Annotated in this window: 21 protein-coding genes; 11 read left to right on the plus strand and 10 right to left on the minus strand. The window is 40.4% G+C overall.

Going from position 1 to position 19,824, the window contains the following annotated elements:
• Positions 1 to 27: 27 nt before the first annotated feature.
• Positions 28 to 333: a DUF2499 domain-containing protein gene (locus XEN7305_RS21415; protein ID WP_006511613.1), complete on the plus strand. Its 306-nt coding sequence runs from the start codon at positions 28 to 30 to the stop codon at positions 331 to 333.
• Positions 334 to 380: 47 nt separating this feature from the next.
• Here the strand turns inward: XEN7305_RS21415 and XEN7305_RS21420 are convergent, their stop codons facing one another.
• The 4 genes from XEN7305_RS21420 to XEN7305_RS21435 form a co-directional block, all read right to left on the minus strand.
• Positions 381 to 1,268, minus strand: coding sequence for a DUF4344 domain-containing metallopeptidase (locus tag XEN7305_RS21420; protein WP_006511614.1), 888 nt, complete (start codon positions 1,266 to 1,268; stop codon positions 381 to 383).
• A gap of 138 nt (positions 1,269 to 1,406) precedes the next feature.
• Complete coding sequence (locus XEN7305_RS21425; protein WP_006511615.1) at positions 1,407 to 2,354, minus strand: serine protease; 948 nt, start codon at positions 2,352 to 2,354, stop codon at positions 1,407 to 1,409.
• 34 nt (positions 2,355 to 2,388) lie between these two features.
• Positions 2,389 to 3,153, minus strand: coding sequence for a serine protease (locus tag XEN7305_RS21430; RefSeq protein WP_006511616.1), 765 nt, complete (start codon positions 3,151 to 3,153; stop codon positions 2,389 to 2,391).
• Positions 3,154 to 3,292: 139 nt separating this feature from the next.
• Positions 3,293 to 3,889 carry a COP23 domain-containing protein gene (locus tag XEN7305_RS21435; protein WP_052035220.1) on the minus strand — a complete coding sequence of 199 codons (597 nt, stop codon included), beginning with the start codon at positions 3,887 to 3,889 and terminating at the stop codon, positions 3,293 to 3,295.
• Between the two features lie 346 nt (positions 3,890 to 4,235).
• Here XEN7305_RS21435 and XEN7305_RS21440 point away from each other — a divergent pair, with 346 nt between their 5' ends.
• Positions 4,236 to 5,036: a creatininase family protein gene (locus tag XEN7305_RS21440; RefSeq protein ID WP_006511618.1), complete on the plus strand. Its 801-nt coding sequence runs from the start codon at positions 4,236 to 4,238 to the stop codon at positions 5,034 to 5,036.
• Between the two features lies 1 nt (position 5,037).
• Here XEN7305_RS21440 and XEN7305_RS21445 read toward each other — a convergent pair whose 3' ends face one another.
• Positions 5,038 to 5,808 (minus strand): SDR family oxidoreductase, encoded by a 771-nt coding sequence (locus tag XEN7305_RS21445; RefSeq protein ID WP_006511619.1) that lies wholly within the window; start codon positions 5,806 to 5,808, stop codon positions 5,038 to 5,040.
• Positions 5,809 to 5,970: 162 nt separating this feature from the next.
• Here XEN7305_RS21445 and XEN7305_RS21450 point away from each other — a divergent pair, with 162 nt between their 5' ends.
• Complete coding sequence (locus XEN7305_RS21450; RefSeq protein WP_006511620.1) at positions 5,971 to 6,528, plus strand: hypothetical protein; 558 nt, start codon at positions 5,971 to 5,973, stop codon at positions 6,526 to 6,528.
• Between the two features lie 3 nt (positions 6,529 to 6,531).
• Positions 6,532 to 7,152 (plus strand): dTMP kinase, encoded by a 621-nt coding sequence (gene tmk / locus XEN7305_RS21455; protein ID WP_006511621.1) that lies wholly within the window; start codon positions 6,532 to 6,534, stop codon positions 7,150 to 7,152.
• A gap of 45 nt (positions 7,153 to 7,197) precedes the next feature.
• Here tmk and XEN7305_RS21460 read toward each other — a convergent pair whose 3' ends face one another.
• Together XEN7305_RS21460 and XEN7305_RS21465 are read right to left on the minus strand one after the other, a co-directional pair.
• Positions 7,198 to 7,683, minus strand: coding sequence for a hypothetical protein (locus XEN7305_RS21460; protein WP_006511622.1), 486 nt, complete (start codon positions 7,681 to 7,683; stop codon positions 7,198 to 7,200).
• Between the two features lie 135 nt (positions 7,684 to 7,818).
• A complete protein-coding gene (locus XEN7305_RS21465) occupies positions 7,819 to 8,583 on the minus strand; it encodes a hypothetical protein (protein WP_006511623.1) in 765 nt (254 codons plus the stop codon).
• A 144-nt stretch (positions 8,584 to 8,727) separates the two neighbouring features.
• Between XEN7305_RS21465 and rsmI the strand changes: the two genes are divergently transcribed.
• The 5 genes from rsmI to XEN7305_RS21490 all read left to right on the plus strand — a co-directional run bounded on the left by rsmI (position 8,728) and on the right by XEN7305_RS21490 (position 13,081).
• On the plus strand, positions 8,728 to 9,576 hold the full coding sequence (rsmI, locus tag XEN7305_RS21470; RefSeq protein WP_006511624.1) for a 16S rRNA (cytidine(1402)-2'-O)-methyltransferase: 849 nt from the start codon (positions 8,728 to 8,730) through the stop codon (positions 9,574 to 9,576).
• 38 nt (positions 9,577 to 9,614) lie between these two features.
• Positions 9,615 to 10,607, plus strand: a complete 993-nt coding sequence (locus XEN7305_RS21475; protein WP_006511625.1) for a glutathione S-transferase family protein — start codon at positions 9,615 to 9,617, stop codon at positions 10,605 to 10,607.
• Between the two features lie 75 nt (positions 10,608 to 10,682).
• Positions 10,683 to 10,976, plus strand: coding sequence for a cupin domain-containing protein (locus tag XEN7305_RS21480; protein ID WP_006511626.1), 294 nt, complete (start codon positions 10,683 to 10,685; stop codon positions 10,974 to 10,976).
• A 169-nt stretch (positions 10,977 to 11,145) separates the two neighbouring features.
• Positions 11,146 to 11,994 carry a globin family protein gene (locus XEN7305_RS27000; RefSeq protein ID WP_006511627.1) on the plus strand — a complete coding sequence of 283 codons (849 nt, stop codon included), beginning with the start codon at positions 11,146 to 11,148 and terminating at the stop codon, positions 11,992 to 11,994.
• A 325-nt stretch (positions 11,995 to 12,319) separates the two neighbouring features.
• Positions 12,320 to 13,081, plus strand: coding sequence for a DUF3887 domain-containing protein (locus tag XEN7305_RS21490; protein WP_006511628.1), 762 nt, complete (start codon positions 12,320 to 12,322; stop codon positions 13,079 to 13,081).
• Positions 13,082 to 13,158: 77 nt separating this feature from the next.
• Here the strand turns inward: XEN7305_RS21490 and XEN7305_RS28285 are convergent, their stop codons facing one another.
• From XEN7305_RS28285 to XEN7305_RS21505, 3 genes are all read right to left on the minus strand, one after another.
• The gene (locus XEN7305_RS28285; RefSeq protein WP_006511629.1) at positions 13,159 to 15,084 is read right to left on the minus strand and encodes a Neurotransmitter-gated ion-channel ligand binding domain protein; all 1,926 of its coding nucleotides are present in this window, start codon (positions 15,082 to 15,084) and stop codon (positions 13,159 to 13,161) included.
• 19 nt (positions 15,085 to 15,103) lie between these two features.
• Complete coding sequence (cphA, locus tag XEN7305_RS21500; protein WP_006511630.1) at positions 15,104 to 17,740, minus strand: cyanophycin synthetase; 2,637 nt, start codon at positions 17,738 to 17,740, stop codon at positions 15,104 to 15,106.
• Positions 17,741 to 17,884: 144 nt separating this feature from the next.
• Complete coding sequence (locus XEN7305_RS21505; protein ID WP_006511631.1) at positions 17,885 to 18,745, minus strand: cyanophycinase; 861 nt, start codon at positions 18,743 to 18,745, stop codon at positions 17,885 to 17,887.
• An 84-nt stretch (positions 18,746 to 18,829) separates the two neighbouring features.
• On the opposite strand from XEN7305_RS21505, the gene XEN7305_RS21510 reads away from it, so the two are divergent.
• Both XEN7305_RS21510 and trmD read left to right on the plus strand, forming a co-directional pair.
• Positions 18,830 to 19,135: a Uma2 family endonuclease gene (locus XEN7305_RS21510; protein WP_006511632.1), complete on the plus strand. Its 306-nt coding sequence runs from the start codon at positions 18,830 to 18,832 to the stop codon at positions 19,133 to 19,135.
• 11 nt (positions 19,136 to 19,146) lie between these two features.
• Positions 19,147 to 19,818, plus strand: a complete 672-nt coding sequence (gene trmD / locus XEN7305_RS21515; RefSeq protein WP_006511633.1) for a tRNA (guanosine(37)-N1)-methyltransferase TrmD — start codon at positions 19,147 to 19,149, stop codon at positions 19,816 to 19,818.
• Positions 19,819 to 19,824 lie beyond the last annotated feature (6 nt).

Consider the following 19,824-nt stretch of genomic DNA (forward strand, 5'->3'; position numbering starts at 1 on the left):
GTCCTCGAATGGGGATCACTGACAAAAATGCACGCTCTTTCAATTCCTACTTGGATTGTTCATGTTTCTAGTGTCATCGAATGGATTGCTGCGATTTGGTTTATTTGGCGCTATGGTGAAGTCACACGCGATCGCGATTGGTGGGTCTTATCTTTTGCCATGTTACCCGCTTTAGTTAGTGCTATGTGTGCCTGCACTTGGCATTTTTTTGATAACGTGGAATACCTTGAATGGTTAGTTACCGTCCAAGCATTAATGACTGTAGCGGGAAATGTTACTCTTTGCCTTGCCGGTTGGTGGATCTATCGCAATCGCTCCAAAACTCAATCTTGACTAGTACTCAATCTTGACTAGTAATTGTATAGAATAGATACCACAATTCACCATCTTATGCCATCATGTGAGCCTGAAGTCTGACTGCTCGGACTATCATTAAGAGAATGGGGTGCTAGCAGTCGCTGCCAGCTCGACAGTTTTTGTTGATATTCATTGTGACATCTATCAGCTCTACCCTCCAAATCAGACTTTAAACTCGCATACTTGTCAGGAGATTTTCCGTAAAGCAGACAGATCATGTTGTAGAATCTTTGCTTGCCAAAAGAATGTTCATCCCAATAAATATCAGCTGAATTGGCGAAAAAGAAAATACTTGAGTTTAAAATAATTCTGTCGGCGATAGAATCATTTTCGTTCAATAAGAGAATAGAAGCAAAATCGTCCACTGCATCTTCCTCTTTCCCAGTCACGGCAAGTTGTAATACATCAGTCAGAGCATGACCTGCTTCATGATATAAAACAAAGACTAAAACCAGCATTGAGTTTAATTCAACTTCTTCTTGCGTAGAATATGTTTCAGTTAATGTTTGAGCAACACGAGGGAAAAGTTCGTAGCACATTACGATCTCTTTTTTGAGGGGAATATAAAAAGCATTAGCTCTCCCGCAATCACTAAAAACCACGGGAATATCCACAGGAAGATTCAAATTTTGGCTATTGAGATTGTTTACTACCCTCTCAAATAGACCACTATTTTGCAAAAGTTGTTTTGTAGAGTTGTGTTGAGTATTTGGCTCGTAAATCAGTTGAAACTTCCCAACATTTGCAGATGCCAATTGTTGATTGTAAATTTCTCCCGTGTCATGGTTGCGATCATTAAGGGATAATGATTGTAATGATTGTGATGTGGCTGGTATAGCAGCAATGTTAAGCAGAAGTGGCAATGCTATGGCACCAAAAATATTTATTTTTTTGCGCGATTCCGAGATCATAAAAGTCAATTCTCAAATAAATTTTGCCGAAACACTAATTTTTTTTATCGAAAGAGATAATTTACTAAGCAGGGGCGATTCGCGAATGACCCCTACTTTTCTCTTCACAATTATCCCCAAAAAAAGAATAAATATTTGTTATAGACCAGAAGGTAATCTTGGTATTACATCGGGAAATCTTTCTATGACATCTCTCACTCTTTCAACATCATCTAGAACACTATTGATATCATCTATTTGATCTTTTTCCGGATCGGTTTCTATCACCGGAGTATCAGTTAATTCCTCGGGGGGGCTATTCTCGACATCCAAATTTAGATATATTCCAGACTGGGCAGCTTCGGAGAGAAAGGTGCGAATGGGTATTCCATAGTTGAAGCCGGTTTTTAACAATTCGCTAATTGTTCGCGCATCAGCACTATCATTTTCAAAACCGATAGTTTCTGGAGTATCACTATCAGCTAAACCATGAACCCCAACTAACCGTCCTTCTGCATCGACGACGGGGCCACCACTCATGCCACCAAGAGTCGTATTGTCATAACCGATTTGGTATCCTCCATGAACGTCTTCCTCTAGAATAGTAGTTATTCTAGAAGATGTGATTTGTCGTGTGACTGTGGTGCTATTAACCGTACCTGGTCTTTGCCATCCCGACACAAATACCGGGGTCGTTTCTACAAGCTCAGAACTAGAAATTGTTGCTACTGGATATTCTCGAACACTCTGAAACTCGAAAATTGCCATGTCCAAATCATTGGCTACGGGCTTGATCGTGTCGGGGTCAATTGGATAAGGTTTTTTGTCATGGGCGATCACTGTATATTCGATGTCTCCGTTCTTATCTCCTCGTTTACTTGTAACGTGATTAGCCGTAAGAACATAGTAAGTATTGCCTTTTTTGGAGATGATTACTCCCGAACCATTACTGCCATTACTGCTGTTAATTAAAACAGTAATTTCTCTGGTGGTTGTGCTCAGCTCCTGACCATCGAATGCTACAGATATTAATGGTCTAGTAATCACAATTGATGTAGTGATTGCTGTTCCTGTTAAAGCTGCTATTAGTCCATTTTTAAAATTCACGCTCTCATCACCTTTTGTAATAAATTAAAGTTTGCTAATTATTTGGTACTAAAAACTGGGGTGCCAATTCCAAGAAACTGTTGACGGTAATCGCCCAACTGAATTGACTCATATCTTCTTGCTGGGCTTCGGATGCTAAAGAACCATCACTAAAAAGATAGGGGTTTCCCCACAGAGGATATTTATGCACGCCATTAATTCCGATTATTTCACCTCTCTTGTTGAGCAAAGGTCCGCCACTCATGCCTTTTTTGATGCTATTGGTATAACCAATCTGATAACCTCCTCCAAAATTGAGATCGCTAAATCTGACTAGATGTCCATTATTAAAATAGAATCCTTTTGCTTGCTGTTGATTTTCTATTTCTAGAGGAAAACCCCCAGAAAAGACTTCTGCCTTCTCTGAGACTAAGGGATTGAAATCTATAGGAGAAAGAGATGCCACTTCATACTCGCGATCGCTACTAAATTGCAGCAAAGCTAAATCATAATCACCAAAATCGACTGTGTTCAAAACATCTCCGCGATAAACCTGCCCATCAGGAGTTTGAATTTGATATGTCTTGTCGTGGGAAAAAATCAAAACATGATAGTTGGTTATCACCGTATAGACATTGTTTGCTTGACTGATTATGATGCCCGAACCCCATCCTTCGCCTGAGAGAACTTTGACAGTTATAGATTTGGCTTTTTGTTCTAGTTGCTCTCGGGAGAAAATAGTTTTCTCCTTTTTAAGAGGCACAAAATTGGCAGGCAAAGCTAGTTTCTTTGGCAAATCACCATGATCTAAATAAACCATGGTTATTGTAAAAGTCGAAAATAGTGTATTTACGACTGTAAGCAAAATTGGGAGGAGCCATTTCATGAAATAAAAAAAGCCACAAGCGAATCTAAAGGATTCTAGAAGTAAAAAACAATCTTAATTAGGGCGAGCATTCTTACCAAGTACCATTACCATTCCCAGTAGTGGTATTGCCTGTGGGCTTGGAAGGCAAGGGTTCAGAAGGCACCGAGTTGGTTGAACTGCCAGGTGTTTCAACTGGAGTTTTATCTAAATAGTCCTGTAGATTATAGGAGGGTGAACAAGTACTACATTGAAATGTTGGGGTACTTGCTCCTTGGCGATTGGCGAATAATTCTTGAAGAACCTGGTCAGGATCTTGATCTGGTCTAAGAGTGAATAGAAGAGTATCCTCAGTACAGCTTAAAGTTGCACAAACAACAGGCTGTTTGTTGACCCACCCAGGAGTCAAATCTTGCAACATTCCTTGACTGTAAAAATTGTTGAATCTTTCTGTTACTTCATTGCATCGTCTCATTGGAGTGTATGCTGATTGCTCAAAATAGTCTGACTTCCACTTGATGACGGGTTTTGTCCCATCAGGAGTAACCGCATAGGTTGTGGGAATAGAATTGGCGCTATTGTCTGGCTGACATCTGAAGGTCATAGATTGAGCCCGACTGGGTTGATTGATCATTATTGCTGAAGTGATAACAGCAGTAGAAGTAAATAAGACCCCAATAAACTTTCTCATAGACATTAATGAATTCGACTTCTCGCTTTGTTTGAGTTTATGTAAGCTGATAAATTTATATTAGTACTAGTTTTTCTCAGAGAAACAAAAGTGAAAAAATTTAACTATTTAGCTTCATAAAGCTTTACTTTTGGCGCTACGCGCTGGGGAATGGGGAACAGGCAACAGGCAAAAGTAAAGAGAAAACCCTAATCATAATTAATTTTTCTTTTGTCATAACCTAATTTGCTATGACTTTAGGAGCTAACTGTATTCGTCCTGCGATCGCGAAAGTATGTGCAATTGCCTAAAATAGTAAAATCTCTCTACAAAGCCTTGAAAATTTCTATTATTATCAGTACGCAATATGATGCACGGTTTTATTCCTCCAGAGCGTTACTTTCCCTATTTAACTTGGACAGAAATTGAGGAACTGCCAGATAAGGAAAATATTGTCATCATTCAACCAATTGGGGCGATCGAACAACATGGCCCCCATCTACCGATCGCAGTTGACTCGGCTATTAGCCTAGGAGTTTTGGGCAAAGCTTTAGGCAAATTGGACCCTGCCATTCCCGCCTATGCTCTACCTTGTTTATACTATGGCAAATCCAATGAGCATTGGGGTTTTCCTGGAACTATTACTCTCAAAGCAGAGACTTTATTGTCTGTCATCAAAGAAATGGCAGCTAGCATTTACCAAGCTGGATTTCGCAAATTAGTCTTGATGAATTCCCATGGTGGACAACCGCAAATTATGGAAATTGCCGCGCGGGATCTCCATCAAGAAAATCCTGATTTTGCCGTTTTTCCTCTATTTACTTGGCGCGTTCCCAATATCGCTGGGGAATTATTAACTCCTCAAGAATTGGCCTATGGGATTCATGCGGGAGATGCCGAAACAAGCATTATGCTGGCTCTGTTGCCAGAACAAGTAAAAATGGAACATGCTGTTACCGAATATCCTGCTCCTTTGCCCCAGGATAGCCTGCTCAGTATGGAAGGAAAATTGCCCTTTGCTTGGTTAACCAGAGAATTAAGCAAAACTGGAGTCATGGGGGATGCGATCGCAGCAACTCCCGAAAAAGGCGATCGCATATTAGACTCTGTCGCCGATGGTTGGGTACAAGTAATTGAAGATGTTTACAAATTCCAGCCCTTAAATTAAATTAAATTCCTGGAGTGGTTTGTTGAAATAACATAGCAAAATCCCTGGTAACTATGGCATCAGGAGCATCTTGTGGCTTGGAGATCACATCAAAAGCTTTGTTGCGAGCATCGGGTTCTTGTAATGCCTGAACGACCACAGAAGCGACATCAGCTCTGGGAATAGAAGTAGCAATTCCATCAGGAGGATTGGTAAGGAGAGTATCATTTTTGCCCACTAGTAATTCTCTAACTCCACCCTCAAGATCAATTAGACCCCCAGCACGAATAATCGTGTAATCGATGCCCGAATCAATCAAATATTGTTCCGCTTTGCGTTTCCAAATAAGTATTTTGCCATTGCCCATTTGATTAAGAGGATGATTGGGATTTGTCCCTCCCATCGAACCTACTAGTACAATATGTTCTACACCCAATTTTCGAGCCGCATCGATTTGATTTTTCTGACCATAATAGTCAACTGTTTCTGGCATCCCGCCTGGTTCGTACTCAAATTGAGGAGGTGCGCCCGGAGTAGATGAGGCTTTCATTTTAACCCCGGCACTGGTCAAAATAACGAGAGACGAGCAACCTTGCAAAGCAGTTTCCAAGCTAGATTGCTCCGTAATATCTCCCAAGAAAAAACTCTCCGTAGAGCCGAATATTTCTTCGACTTTTGAGCTGGATCTGGCAAAGCCAATTCCTTGAAACTGATCACTCTGCTGGCGTAGTTGCTTCAAAACTAATGCTCCCGTTCTACCAGTCGCACCTGTGACTAATACTCGTTTTGTCATTATATAATTCTTTTAAACCTAAAACCTATCACCTAAAACCTAACACCTATCTTGATGAGTAAATAAATTATCAAGTTGTGTTGGCAGTAATTTCCGAGCCTCAATTTCCTATAATTTAAGAGTCATAAAGATCCACAATATTATTGATCGATAAAAATAGCCGTGATTATACCTAACTTTTTGGGTGCATTTCTCCCGCCAATTTCTTTAGATAGCCTATTTTCCACCCAAGGAATTATGGTGATGCTTTTGGTAGCCTATGGAGGGGCAATGTGGATGTTTCTTTCTAGTGCGCCCAAGGTCTACACCATCATGGTTTCCGATCTCCAAGTTGCTCGGGAATTTTATGAAGGTTTGCTCAATTTATCTGCTGCCGATGTTCCTCTTCATTATTATTACAATTACGAACAGGCAATGGGAGCAGGCAGTTTAGATCAAATGTATTTAGCTGGTACGCCCCGCAATCCTGGCTTTGAAAGCAATGATGGTTTATGGTATCAGCTGAAGAAGAATACGCAACTTCATGTGATTTCTGGTGCTAGCAGAGGAAATAGCGATCGCCAACGCCATGTTTGTTTTGATCGTGATTGCCTAGAAGAAGTTTTACTAAAAATACAATCTCGACGTTTAAAATACAAGATACGTCGAGACAGACCACTGAATTTTTTAGTTAAAGATATTGAACAACGCACTATTGAAATGGCAGAAGTGTCGAATTAATTAATGAATCAAAAACTTTTCATTGTTTTAGAAGGAATTGATGGCTCTGGCTCGTCCACTCAATCAGATCTACTAAAGGATTATTTTATAGCCCAAGGAGAAAAAGCTGTAATTAGCCCGGAACCTTCTAGTGGCATCATTGGTAATTTGATTAGACAAGCCCTAAAAAAGAGAATTTTATTTACACAGGATACTGATTTGTTCGATGAGCAAATGGCTTATCTTTTTGCCGCAGACCGCCATGATCACTTATATAACGATGTAGATGGAGTCTTTAAGCTAATTAATGATGGCTTTCATGTTATTAGTACCAGATACTACTTTTCTTCTTTAGCTTACAATTGCCAAACTCCAGAAGAATTTAATTTTGTTAGTAATCTAAACCACAAATTTCCTAACCCAGATCTAGCAATTTATTTAGATATTCCTGCCGAAGTATCTTTAGCCAGAATTCAAGATCGTTCTTTGAAAGAAGTTTACGAAACGAAAACCAAGTTAAGCAAAGTCAGGAAAAACTATCAGAAAATATTTGCTGATTATCCAGATAAGTTACTGATTATTGACGGCACCGAAGACAAAACACAAATCAACAGAAAAATCATCAGTGCGCTACCAAATCTTTAGTAAGACATTAAAAACACACAATTCTCTCTTATCCCCCATTACCCATTACTTAACTTCAATAATTTCCACATCTTCAATCATTTTCCCCTGATGCATCAATGATTCATGACTATTGGCATTTAGACTAACTTTGACTTCGTTAGAGCCAGTGGGTAAGTTATCTAGATAGTACCAGTTCCCGTAAAGACGAGTAACTTTGTTTCCATTGACAAACAGATGGGCATGACCTTGATTCAATTTGTTTTCACTGTTAACGTCTTGAGGCGTTAATTGAAAGTTCTCCAGTTTTATTTCCAAATTCCAGCCTTTGACTGTATCTTCATAAACAACTAAATCCACATTGGGAACTGGTTGACCTTCATCTATCACCACTATCCCATGATGATGCATATCAGTAGATTCGTCTAGAGAAAACTCCTGATGATTATGTTGATGATGGTCTTTGTTTTTATCCTCATTAGCGCCAATGGAATTACCGAAAACCAGAATCGAACAAACAGTAGATAAAGTAATTAACAAGGGTTTATTCATCGATGGGCTATCCCTAAATATAATGATGACAGTTAGGGATTATTGCAAAAGGCAGTTTTAATAGTCAAAAGACAAACCGTCAATCCCTTCGGACCTCTGCCTTCTGCCCTCTGCCCTCTGCCCTCTGCCTTCGTCTCAAGTTGGAATCAACAGCCCTGGCAAATCTGGGATTTCTACTAGTTTGATATAACCTTTAAAAAAATAGGGTATGAGACCGCAGGTAACCTCAAAAACGCTTTTGTTCATTTTGATGGCCAAATCCCGCAGGGTATGTTCCCCATCAAGCAATCTCACCATATTTTGAAAAATAATCGAGGGCACTTGGGCTTTTAATTCCTCATAATCTTTAAGTACAGGCGCTCTATTTGGAGAACAGGAAGCGAGTCCCTTACCCAGCCAAATTCCCCAATCTTTTTCCGCTGTAGACAAGACATCCAGAGTCTCTAGAGAAGATAGTGAAAGATGGAAACCAGATTTTAATAGCACATGAGCGGAGATGTTCTGACTAGAAATTTTTAGTGATGCTCGATGTTCTTGCTGCACATATTTCTCTTGTAAAATGTCAAAAAAACTCTCTCTAACTCTCTGCTCTATTAAACTTGTAATCGATTCTCTACGAGCTAACTGATTTTTTAAGAGAATTTCAATAAAATGGTAGTCACAGGAATATTGAGAATAAATATTATTTTGATCAAAATATTTCATCGTCGCCTCAGAACAAATAGCCTGAAAATGTCTTTGCCAAAAGCGAAATGTATGAGAGCCACCTTCTACCCATAACAACATCCCAAGGTAAAAATAAACTTTCCATTGGCGATTTCTTAAGGATGTTATAGTGACAACACCTGTAAATTTTTCTTCTTTAAAAGATGCTAAGTCTTTTATTAGCTGACTAGACATGAAAAAAGCTAGGTATTACAAGCGAATAGAGATTATAAGAAAACTGGATATCAGGCAAATAAAAGATAAAAATAAGCATTTTATCTTATAAAAAAATGCGACTGGAGTTCACCATCGCCTCAGTTTAACCTTCACTTAGCAATAATGGAAACCTTTTTGACTTTGGGAAAATTATATATAGTAGCGACTCCCATCGGAAATCTTGAAGACATGACTTTGAGAGGAATTAGAGTCCTCAAGGAGGTTGATTTAATCGCAGCAGAAGATACTCGTCATACGGGAAAATTATTAAAACATTTCGAAGTCAAAACCCCGCAAATCAGTTATCACGAACATAATAGTCGTTTGCGAGGTCAGGAGTTGGTCTCCAAGCTAGAACAAGGAACTAATATTGCCTTGGTTAGTGATGCGGGAATGCCGGGGATTAGCGATCCTGGAGCGGAGTTGATTGCTTCTGCGATCGCAGCTGGCATTTTGATCATCCCCATTCCTGGAGTTAGTGCTAGTATCACGGCTTTGGTAAGTTCTGGGTTGGCTACAGAGCGATTTGTGTTTGAGGGTTTTTTGCCAACTCAAGGGAAACTCAGAAAAGAACGTTTACAAGGATTACAAAATGAAGTCCGAACCATCGTATTATATGAAGCTCCCCATCGGTTGTTGACGAGCTTAAAGGATTTGGCCAAAGTTTTAGGGCAGGAGCGATCGCTTGTTTTGGGTCGAGAATTAACTAAAATCCATGAAGAGTTTTGGCGCGGTGATCTTCAAGGAGCGATCGCACTGTATACAGAAAAAGTTCAACCAAAAGGAGAATACACTCTAGTAATCGCAGGTTCCCAAGTAGAATCGAATCTGATATTGTCAGAGGAGCAGATCAAAGCAGAATTGACACAACTTCTAGAGCAAGGCATGACGCGATCGCAAGCCTGTCGCTATCTAGCCGAACAAACCTCCTTCTCTAGAAGACAAATCTATCAATTATCAGTTAACAATTAACTGTTATAAATTCTTAATTTTCAATTTTCAATTACCTAATGTCTCTCCCTTCTAAATATATAGTCAAGCTAGGAAAGTTTACCTGGACAACAATGTGGCAAATTATGATGTCGCAACTTGCTCCTAGTGATAAAGCTGGCTCCTATGTGCGCCCAGAAAGTCAATTTAGAAATAGCGTTAGCGTTTCTACAACAGAAAATAGTCCTTATCCTGTTGCCCAAAAGCGTTACCGGTTATATGTCGGGATGAGTTGTCCTTGGGCACATCGTACTTTGGTGGTTAGAGCCTTGAAAGGATTAGAAAATGCGATCGCAACATCGATAGTTTACCCTTCAACCGACTCAGGAATTTGGCTACTCCAAGAAACAGAATATGGCTGCAATACGGTTCCCGAATTATATAAACTAGCCCAACCCGGATATCAAGGCAGATCCACCGTTCCAATCCTCTGGGACGATGAAACTAAAACTATTGTGAATAATGAAAGTGCCGAAATTATCGAAATTCTCAATGCACAGTTTAATGAGTTCGCTACTAACCCCAGCCTAGATCTCTATTCCGAAGCTTTACAAGAGCAGATAAATGACTGGAATCGCAAAATTTATCCTGCAATAAATAATGGGGTCTATCGTTGTGGTTTTGCCCAAACCCAAACTGCTTATGAGTCAGCTTGTCATGAATTATTTACTGTTTTAGATGAGATTGATGCTGTCTTAGAAACAAATCGTTATCTATGTGGCCAACAATTGACCCTAGCCGATATCAGGTTGTTTACCACTTTATTTAGATTTGATATCGCCTATTACGGATTATTTAAATGTAATCGTAGTCGCATTCAAGATTACAAAAATTTAGCAGGTTACCTGCGTGATATTTATCAATTACCTGGCGTTGCTGATACTTGCGATCTCGAACAGGTCAAAAAAGATTATTACGGTAATTTATTTCCCCTTAACCCAGGAGGAATTATTCCTTTAGGGGGAGATTTGAATTATCTTCTGGAACCTCATCATCGAGATAGTCTTGAATAAATTAAACACCTTTCATGTTTCACGGCAAATCACATCTGTTATATACTTACTGGAAAACTATTTATCATTTTTCATATGGCTTCCTGCACAAAGAATATCACAATTCAACATCAACCAAGCCAAGCAACTCTAGATGAGTTGGGCGTTTTTCAATGGTCTATTTGGACCAAGGAAGTATCGGAGTTTCCTTGGACTTATGATGAGGCAGAAACTTGTTATTTTTTAGCAGGAGATGTAATTGTAACTCCTGAGAGAGGGGAGCCTGTCACTATGGGGAAAGGAGATTTAGTTACTTTTCCTAGTGGCATGTCTTGTACTTGGAAAATTAATAGTCCAGTACAAAAACATTACAATTTTGGGGAGATCTAATAGGGCCTATGTTCTTAATTCTTAAACTTCGAGTGGAACAATAAATGTTTCAATTAAAAACGAAGTAATATTACATACTTTCTGCTGTCATAACCTCTTGTGAAGTATTTTAATGATATTTTGATTGATGTACGAGAGGTCAATGCAGTCGAAATATTAGGAGCATAAAATGTCTTTACAAATAGGATTATTAGAGCAAAGTTTCAATTGTATTAGACCCTATGGCAAGCTGTTTGTTAGTAGCTTTCACGAAAACCTATTTCAAACTAATCCAGAAATCAAATCTTTATTTATGGGAGTTGAGTCCCAAATTCAAAAAAATCGAATTTGGGATACTTTAGTCTTGATTATGGAAAATATTCGGCATCCTAATCTTTTAAATAATACTCTTCAGGGATTGGGTGCAAGATTGTTTACCCATGGATTATTGCCCAAGCATTATCCTTTAGTAAAAAAAGCTTTCCTCGCAACATTTAAACAATTTTTGGGAAATGAATGGAATTCTGAATTGGAACAAGCTTGGAAAAATGCCTATACTTATTTCCATGATTTGATGCAAGAAGGCGCGGAAAGAGCTCGTCAGCAAATAGCGAGCAAAACCCCTGATACCTCCTCAGAGCATAAGGACGTAAGATTTAGAAAGTCTAAAACTTCTCCAGCAGCAAACGTCTTAGCGACCTCTAAAAGTCATTTAGAAAAAACTTTGGATTGGTTTCATCCCCAAAAGAAAGAGAAAATAAAAATCGAACTCGACAATTCAAAAGCTTCTAGTCAAACTGCATCGAAGACTGTAAAGGTAGAAACAACTAATCCTCAATCTACGCCAGGATACCAGTCGGCAACAATAGCAGCAACGGCTACAGCCACCCAAATCAAGCCAATTATTACCGAACAGCCCAATCAAGATCAATCAGAAAGCCAATTTAGTGAGTCGAAGGATCAGTCCAAGAAAAGGTTACTAGTTAGTGGTGGCGTTGCCGGGGCAATTGGAGTTATTTTGCTAATGATGTTGCTATAGACTTGAACATTCTTCCCAAACTAAATGAATGACTAAGATAGTGAACGATATCACGGCCACTTCCATTGGGGGATTTTTGTTGACTTTTCAGAAACTAAAAAATCAACAAAATTGACTAAAAGTCTTGCTATCATTAGTTTCTAGCCTTTATTTCGGGGTATTTTTTCCTTCTGCCCTCTGCCCTCTGCCTTCACCCCGTCAGGGGCTTTTGACTTCCCTGTAGCAGCACTAGGTAAATCGCAAATCCGAAAATGATTTTTCCTGTAGACGTTAAGCGACTTAAGGTTTAAATTGTATATCAGCTCTTGATCTTATTAATTCTAATATGAAATATAAAATAACGACATTATCTAATTTATCTTTATGTATAGTATTATTCGCCAGTATCTTCAGTGGGGCCACGGTAAATTCTCCCTCAACCAAAGCGATCGCACAGATCGCCCAGGCACAAGAAACCAAAGAGGATAAGTTAGCTAAGGCTGGAGAAGCCACCATCGGAATGTTTGATGCTCTAATTGCTGGAGAGTTTGAGCAGGCTAGAGGATATCTTAGCCCCAGCATCAAGGAATATACAACTGCTGCCCAGATTGAACAGCAATGGCAAAAAATCCTGGACAACATGGGTGCTTTTGTCGAATATAAGAAGATTCGCCCCACGACTGTTTTCGATGACTACACTGTTCTGGTAAGTGCTAGATTTGAAAGTATCATCACTGATTTTGCCGTCACCTTAGACAGTGAGCGACAAATTACTTCCGTAGATTTTCTTTGGATTGGCAATATTCAAGAAAATGCTGAGAATTTTGTTGATGCTTTAGCAGATGGCAATTATGCGACAGCCAGAAGCCTCTTTGCTCCCAAGCTAAAAGAGAACTTTTTACCTGAAGATTTAGAACAAGGATGGCAAGAGGTTTTAGCAGAAGCCGGTTCGTTTAAAGGTCGTTCCGAGTCAAAAAGAGTGGAAAGTTCTGGTTCCGATCTGGTGCTTGTCAATCTTGAGTTTGAGCGAGAGAACCGCAGCTTAATGATTATTTTCAATCCTCTCAAACAAATTGTGGGGGTAGATTTCCCCGAGGAGGAAGAGTAGTAATAATCTTTTCAAACAAGGCACTAGTGATGCTGGGCGGAAGTAATTAGTAATAAGTACGTTTATTCCGCCTACGCCTAGGAGATGATTAAAACTAGAGCAAAAACTATTAAATACAGCACTGGATAGCCCCAGATAGTAAACTGGTCAAGTTCCTCGGCCTTTTCTGCTTCGCCAGAAATCTCCAAACGTCTTAAATATACATTAAGCAGTACAATTACCCCGCTGATGAGAAACATCGCAATTAAAATTTCGTCGAGAAATGTGACATAGCCGAGACGAGGTAATTCGTCAGATAAGGTGAAGTTGAAGGCAATAAAAAGCAATAAGTTTCCACTGGCAATGTCAACTCGTTTGCCATAATCTCGGAGGAAAAAAGGCAGCCAAGAGACAATAATAATCACAAAAATAGGGATAAACAAACGCAGAACATAGTAGTTGAGATGCCGTTTCGCCTGAAAATGAAAGGAAAAGCGGCTACTAAAATCCCCTGTGTTAAGATTTTGGCGAGATATTGTAACCCCAGAACTAGTAACAACCCACTCTTCCTCCCCAAGTTGTTGACCGACTTCACTAAACCCTTCCAATTCTTCGTAAATATAAAATCTCTCGGGTAAAATTGAGTCGATATGAATGTAAAAGTCTTGTTTATCGAGAGGATACTGTCTGAAATCGAAATCTGGAGCTTGTAATGTTGTGGTAAATCGCTCGAAATAAAACACTCTTCCATCGGACAAGACGACCGCCAGAGTGTTTTGGGAAAAACGCTTACCTTGCTGATTAAAAATCGTAAATGTAGGAAGTGTTAAGCCTTGTTCGGTTACAAAACGAGCAAAATTATCACTTCTAAATTGCTTAAAACGACATTGACAGGTATCGGGACTAAAGGCCAAATTAGAATCTTCATATTCCATACGAAGACTAGCAACAATACCAAAATTCTCTTCTTTTTGATTGATACCTGTAATTTGTTGTAGCTTGAGCCCGATCTGCACAGGAGTCGGTTGTTGCAAAATTGGGGGGCCAATTGGTTCGGCCTCACCCGTTAAAACTTCAGGTCGATTAATCCCAATTAGCAGACGATACTCTCCATTTGTGGGAGGTTTATTTTCTGGGTTACTGAGAATTTTTAATTGGAAATCGGAATTTTGCCGATCCTGAAATTCGTATTCAAACTTTGCTTGAGTTTGTTCTCCTAAAGAGTTGTCCCTTCTCAATAATTTATTACCATAATCTCGCAGCTCAATAATCGGTTTGAGATCTCCAGATATGGCTTCAACCCAAACATATAGATTATCACCAGCTTTGAAATCTTTGAGGCTCAAAGTCCTTGAGGGGTTGTCGGCACTCAAAGAACCCGAAACGGTTTCTACCGAAAGATTGGGGTCAGCAAGAATTGTTTCTAGACTAGCAATTTGCGCGTCTGTGGATTCGGCTTCTCCTGTAAGAACTTCGGGTTGGTCAATCCCTAGCAGTAAATTGTATTCACCAAATGTTCTTGTGTAAACTGAGCTGGAAACTATTAGTTGATAGTCCCCAACTTCCCGAACTTGGAACTCAAAGGCTGCATCATAGCCTTCGCCGCTATCATCATCCCAAGTCAAAAAAGTAGCATTGGCAAAATTAGAAAACATCTCCAGGGGATCTTGACCCTTGGCAACTGCTTGCTCTTTTTGCTTCCTAAAATCAGTTCTGAGATTTGACCAGTCTGAACGCTGGTTTGAGAGTGCAATTATGGGGTCTAAATTGCCTGATACGCCCTTTATGTAGGCATAAAAAGTTTCTCCTGGTTGCAGATCGGCAATTGTATAAACGTCAGTTTCCCCAGCATCAAGAGAACCTGTTAAACTCTGAACTGCCGCTGATGAGGGGGCCTGAGCCGTAGCCGAATTTAGAAGCAAGCTCAAAGCTAACCCCAACAAAAACAAGACCGAACAGAAGCTATAGGGAATTTTCTGGCGGAGCCGATATAAAATTCGAGTTATTCCTTGGATAAAAACCACATGTTTACAGATTCGAGTTTTAATTATTGCTCATTGTCCCATGATTCATTTCTTTCTCAATTATCGCGATCGCGCTGGCAACAGACTCAGGGAAAATTACCACTAAATTTCCCGTTTCGGCATTTTTAAATGCTGTTTGCATCGCTTCAGCTTCATCAAGAATAGTTTCATAGGAGAGATTGGGATTTTCCTGAAGAACCCCTTTAGAAATTAGATCGGCTACTTCCCCAGGCTCGCGATCGCGTTTATCATAATCTTCTTTAATAATGATTTGATCAAATACTTGAGCCGCGATTTCTCCGAGTAAGATTAAATCTTCATTTCTGCGATCGCCAGGACCGCCGATAATGCCGATTCTCCGTCCTTGCCAATTCTGGACAAAACTACCAACAGCTCTGTAACCGTGAGGATTATGGGCATAATCTAGTAAAACTTTATAATCACCCACATCAAAGAGATTCATTCTCCCAGGAGTTTGTTGAGCCGAGGGATTAAAGGTTCTAACTCCCCTCCGAATAGTCTCAATATCAACTCCCTGGGCAAAACTAGCCAAACAAGCAGCTAAGGCATTAGCAATCATAAAGTCTGCCATGCCTGCCATGGTTACTGGACAGTTGACAGCTTTTTCTACTCTGATAGTCCAATCACCCTCTAAAATGGAAATATAACCATTTTCATATACCGCAGCTAATCCCTTGCGCCGAGTATGTTCGACAATAATCGGATTATCAGGATTCATGGAAAAATAGGCAATTTTACAATTAAGCTTCTCCGCCATTGCCGCAACCAAAGGATCATCAGCATTCAAAACCGCATAGCCATCAGCTTTGACCGTTTCTGCGATAACCCCTTTGACCTTGGCCATTTGCTCAATGGTATTAATATCACCTAGCCCCAAATGGTCGGCCGCGACATTGAGCACCACTCCAATATCACAAGAATCAAAGGCTAAGCCCGATCGCAGAATCCCACCTCTAGCAGATTCTAAAATTGCGACTTCGACTGTAGGATCTTTAAGAATCATGCTGGCACTATAGGGCCCGGTATTATCTCCTTTCTCAGCTAAATAGTCCCCGATGTAAACCCCATCTGTGCTGGTGAACCCAACTGTTTTTCCTGTTTGGCGATAAATATGCGCCGTCAGGCGAGTGGTGGTTGTTTTACCATTGGTCCCTGTGATCGCAACAATTGGGATGCGAGAAGGCGTGTTGGGAGGAAAGAGCATATCGAGAACCGACGCGCCAACATTACGGGGTAATCCCTGGCTGGGGGCCGCATGCATCCGAAAACCTGGTGCGGCATTAACTTCGACGACCACCCCATTAGCTTCTCTTAGGGGTTTACTAATATCGGGAGTGACCACATCAATGCCTGCAATATCCAAACCAATTATCTTGGCAACTCGTTGGGCGATCCAAACATTTTCGGGATGAATCTCATCGGTGCGATCTATGGCGATACCGCCTGTACTCAGATTCGCTGTTGCCCTTAAATAGGCAATATCACCTTTGGGCAACACAGTTGTTAATTGATAACCCTGCTTTTCTAAAACCCCCAGAGAAGTTTGATCAACAATAATTTTTGTCAGAATATTATCGTGACCATCGCCTCTTCTGGGATCATTATTGGTGATCTTAATCAATTCGGCGATCGTGGTCGCCCCATCACCAACGACATGAGCCGGAATTCTTTCTGCCACCGCAATCACCTTGCCATTCACGACTAATATGCGGTGATCGTTGCCCAGATAATAATGTTCGACAATTACAGAACGAGTTTTGGAAGCATCACTTGCCAAATCGTAGGCGGCCTCTGCCTCTGACCAGCTATTGATATCTATCGTGATGCCTCGCCCGTGATTACCATCTAGAGGCTTAATTACAATGGGATAACCTCCCAACCTAGCGATCGCCTCTTCTAATTCATCCAAATACTGAATTACTTCGCCTTGGGGAACGGGAATACCAGAATCGCCTAGGATAGTTTTTGTGCCTTCTTTATCACAGGCCAATTCCACGCCTAAGATGCTAGTATTACCTGTTAAAGTTGCCTGGATACGTTTTTGTCTGACCCCATAGCCTAGTTGCAACATCGCACGGGTACTGAGCCACATCCAAGGAATTTTACGGGTTTCGACTTCTTTGATAATAGTCTCGGTAGAAGGGCCCAAAGCAGTACTAGCACGTAACTCTTTGAGATCGCTGATATCTTGCGCCAACTCATCAGGGGAATAGCTGCCAGTCTCGACAATGGAGTTGCAAAGCCTCACCGCTGCGCGACCTGCGTAACGACCGGCTTGTTCTTCTATATATTCATAGACGACATTAAACACCCCGACTTCTGCGGTTTCTCTAGTGCGGCCAAAACCAACCAACATTCCTGCTAGTTCCTGTAATTCCAGGGCGACATGCTCAACAATATGTCCCATGAGGGTTCCTTCCTGAACTCTTTCGAGAAAGCCACCTCGATGCCCAGGAGAACAATAATGCTCAATCAAACTTGGTAGCGTCTTAATTAAGCCATCATAAAAGCCAGGAATTTCATTGGAAGTTACTTCTGTTAACTCTTCGAGATCTAGTCTCATTACAATGAGTTTATTCCGTTTAATACTCCAGTAATTGGGCCCTCTTAATGTTTGGGTTTTGAGTATTTTCATCTTATCTTGATTTTTACAGGTTATAACAGGAGCAAAAAGGCAATGTTTAATATATCAGTCTCTCGTTGCTTGGATAGAGGAAACTGTTCACCAAGAACATTTTGCAATTGTTATGGTCAACTTTTAACTGCTAACTACTAACTGCTAACTGATTGGCTGATTGTTTAGTAAATCGTAGCGATCGCCGTAATGCAATAAGTGCAATCTAATATTATGCATGCCAATGGGTTCTGTCCCTTGAACTTGGTCACGATTATTGCCAGACACCTGAGTTGCATCAACAATAGTAACTGTCCCACAACCTAAAACCCTAATAGTGCCGTCACTTTCGAACATGGCGCAAGTATCCTCATCTATCCCCACACCCAATAAATTGGGATGGGCAGAAATCGCACTCAAAAGCCTTGCCAGGCGATTCCGATTGTGAAAATGCTGATCGACTAAAACTTCGGGAATGATACCAAAACCAATTGCCATATCCACCAAGGCACGATTGGGGCATTCTCCACTGCCACCACCAGAAATCATTTGTGAACCCATAACCGCAGCGCCAGCACTAGTTCCGGCCAAAGCAATTTCTTTCTTTTTCACTCGCTCGATAATGAGATTCATCAGAGGAGTTTCTGCCAACAAGCCACAGAGCCTTAGTTGATCTCCACCAGTCATGAAAATACCAGTGCATTCTTCGACAAATTCTAGATATCTGCTGTCACTACCGCGATCGCGATCGCGCACATCTAAAACTTGAATATCTTTTACTCCCATAGACTGAAAAATCTGGAAATAACGTTCACCGATAATAGCTGGCTCGCGAGATGCTGAGGGAATAATTCCAATCTTGGCCTCAGGGCCACCAGAACGGTCACAAAATGTTTGGAGAATTTCTTTTCCATGTACTTTGTCTTCTGCTCCACCAATTACAAGAATCGCTGTTTTAGTTGCTTGTGGAGGGGCAGTGGCTTCAATCTGGTTGTCAATCTTGAGCATAGCTTGGCTTACTATCATCGGGATATTATAGATGCTTAGTGTGGTTGTTTTAAGGTTTTGTTTAGCTTTTAATCTTCCCAAATTGGCTTATCTTTGTCAAACATGGGAAGGCAGAGGGCAGGGGGCAGATGGCAGATGGCAGATGGCAATAATTTATTTATGATGAGAATAAGAGGAACTCCCAATCATAATCTGATCTCAGGTAATTTTTACACTTTCCTCAAATTAGTTTTACGGGGCAAGGACCATAGGGTTTTTATGACTGATTTACGCCTCCAGATTCCTCGATATAACGTTTATACCCATCCAGATATTATGGTAGTTAAAAACAAACTGGTTTTGCAGGATAATCGTAATGACACCGTTACAAATCCCTTAATGATTTGCGAAGATATTAGACTAAGTTAAATTTAAAAAGCATGCATTTTGATATTGTTACTCTGTTTCCAGATTTTTTTACTTCTCCTCTTCAATCAAGTTTACTTGGCAGAGCTTTAACTAATCAAATTGCCACTGTAAATTTAGTTAATCCTCGCGATTTTACGATAGATAAACATCACCGAGTTGATGATGAACCCTATGGTGGTGGTGTGGGGATGTTACTTAAACCCGAGCCAATTTTTGCTGCGGTAGAATCTTTGGCGATCGCGCCTCGGCGAGAAGTGATTCTAGTGACACCCCAAGGTGAACCTCTCAAGCAATCATTGCTACAAGACTTTGCGGTTAATTATGATCAATTAGTGATCATTTGTGGACATTACGAAGGCGTAGATGAGCGCATCCGCAGCCATTTAGTGACCAAGGAAATATCCTTGGGCGATTTTGTTTTGACCTGTGGCGAAATTCCTGCTTTAACCTTGATTAATGGGGTGGTGCGATTATTACCAGGCACTGTTGGCAAAGTAGAGTCTCTGAAAAAAGAAAGTTTTGAAACTAATTTATTGGATTATCCTCAATATACAAGACCTGCTAAATTCCGCGATTGGGAAGTGCCTGCTGTTTTGCGATCGGGAAATCATCAATTAATTGCCAAATGGCGACAACAACAACAATTACAAAGAACACGCGATCGCCGACCAGATCTTTTATGAGGTTTT

The organism is Xenococcus sp. PCC 7305 (assembly GCF_000332055.1).
Classification (GTDB): domain Bacteria; phylum Cyanobacteriota; class Cyanobacteriia; order Cyanobacteriales; family Xenococcaceae; genus Xenococcus.

What these genes read in the sequence shown, in the direction of transcription:
- tmk (WP_006511621.1), top strand. Translation starts at nt 6,532, where the DNA reads ATGAATCAAAAACTTTTCATTGTTTTAGAAGGAATTGATGGCTCTGGC.
- XEN7305_RS21445 (WP_006511619.1), bottom strand. Translation starts at nt 5,808, where the DNA reads ATGACAAAACGAGTATTAGTCACAGGTGCGACTGGTAGAACGGGAGCA.
- XEN7305_RS21510 (WP_006511632.1), top strand. Translation starts at nt 18,830, where the DNA reads ATGGGAAGGCAGAGGGCAGGGGGCAGATGGCAGATGGCAGATGGCAAT.
- XEN7305_RS21490 (WP_006511628.1), top strand. Translation starts at nt 12,320, where the DNA reads ATGAAATATAAAATAACGACATTATCTAATTTATCTTTATGTATAGTA.
- XEN7305_RS21465 (WP_006511623.1), bottom strand. Translation starts at nt 8,583, where the DNA reads ATGTCTAGTCAGCTAATAAAAGACTTAGCATCTTTTAAAGAAGAAAAA.
- trmD (WP_006511633.1), top strand. Translation starts at nt 19,147, where the DNA reads ATGCATTTTGATATTGTTACTCTGTTTCCAGATTTTTTTACTTCTCCT.
- XEN7305_RS21420 (WP_006511614.1), bottom strand. Translation starts at nt 1,268, where the DNA reads ATGATCTCGGAATCGCGCAAAAAAATAAATATTTTTGGTGCCATAGCA.
- XEN7305_RS21475 (WP_006511625.1), top strand. Translation starts at nt 9,615, where the DNA reads ATGTCTCTCCCTTCTAAATATATAGTCAAGCTAGGAAAGTTTACCTGG.
- XEN7305_RS21415 (WP_006511613.1), top strand. Translation starts at nt 28, where the DNA reads ATGCACGCTCTTTCAATTCCTACTTGGATTGTTCATGTTTCTAGTGTC.
- XEN7305_RS21480 (WP_006511626.1), top strand. Translation starts at nt 10,683, where the DNA reads ATGGCTTCCTGCACAAAGAATATCACAATTCAACATCAACCAAGCCAA.
- rsmI (WP_006511624.1), top strand. Translation starts at nt 8,728, where the DNA reads ATGGAAACCTTTTTGACTTTGGGAAAATTATATATAGTAGCGACTCCC.
- XEN7305_RS21440 (WP_006511618.1), top strand. Translation starts at nt 4,236, where the DNA reads ATGATGCACGGTTTTATTCCTCCAGAGCGTTACTTTCCCTATTTAACT.
- XEN7305_RS21435 (WP_052035220.1), bottom strand. Translation starts at nt 3,889, where the DNA reads ATGAGAAAGTTTATTGGGGTCTTATTTACTTCTACTGCTGTTATCACT.
- cphA (WP_006511630.1), bottom strand. Translation starts at nt 17,740, where the DNA reads ATGAAAATACTCAAAACCCAAACATTAAGAGGGCCCAATTACTGGAGT.
- XEN7305_RS21505 (WP_006511631.1), bottom strand. Translation starts at nt 18,745, where the DNA reads ATGATAGTAAGCCAAGCTATGCTCAAGATTGACAACCAGATTGAAGCC.
- XEN7305_RS21430 (WP_006511616.1), bottom strand. Translation starts at nt 3,153, where the DNA reads ATGGTTTATTTAGATCATGGTGATTTGCCAAAGAAACTAGCTTTGCCT.
- XEN7305_RS27000 (WP_006511627.1), top strand. Translation starts at nt 11,146, where the DNA reads ATGTCTTTACAAATAGGATTATTAGAGCAAAGTTTCAATTGTATTAGA.
- XEN7305_RS21460 (WP_006511622.1), bottom strand. Translation starts at nt 7,683, where the DNA reads ATGAATAAACCCTTGTTAATTACTTTATCTACTGTTTGTTCGATTCTG.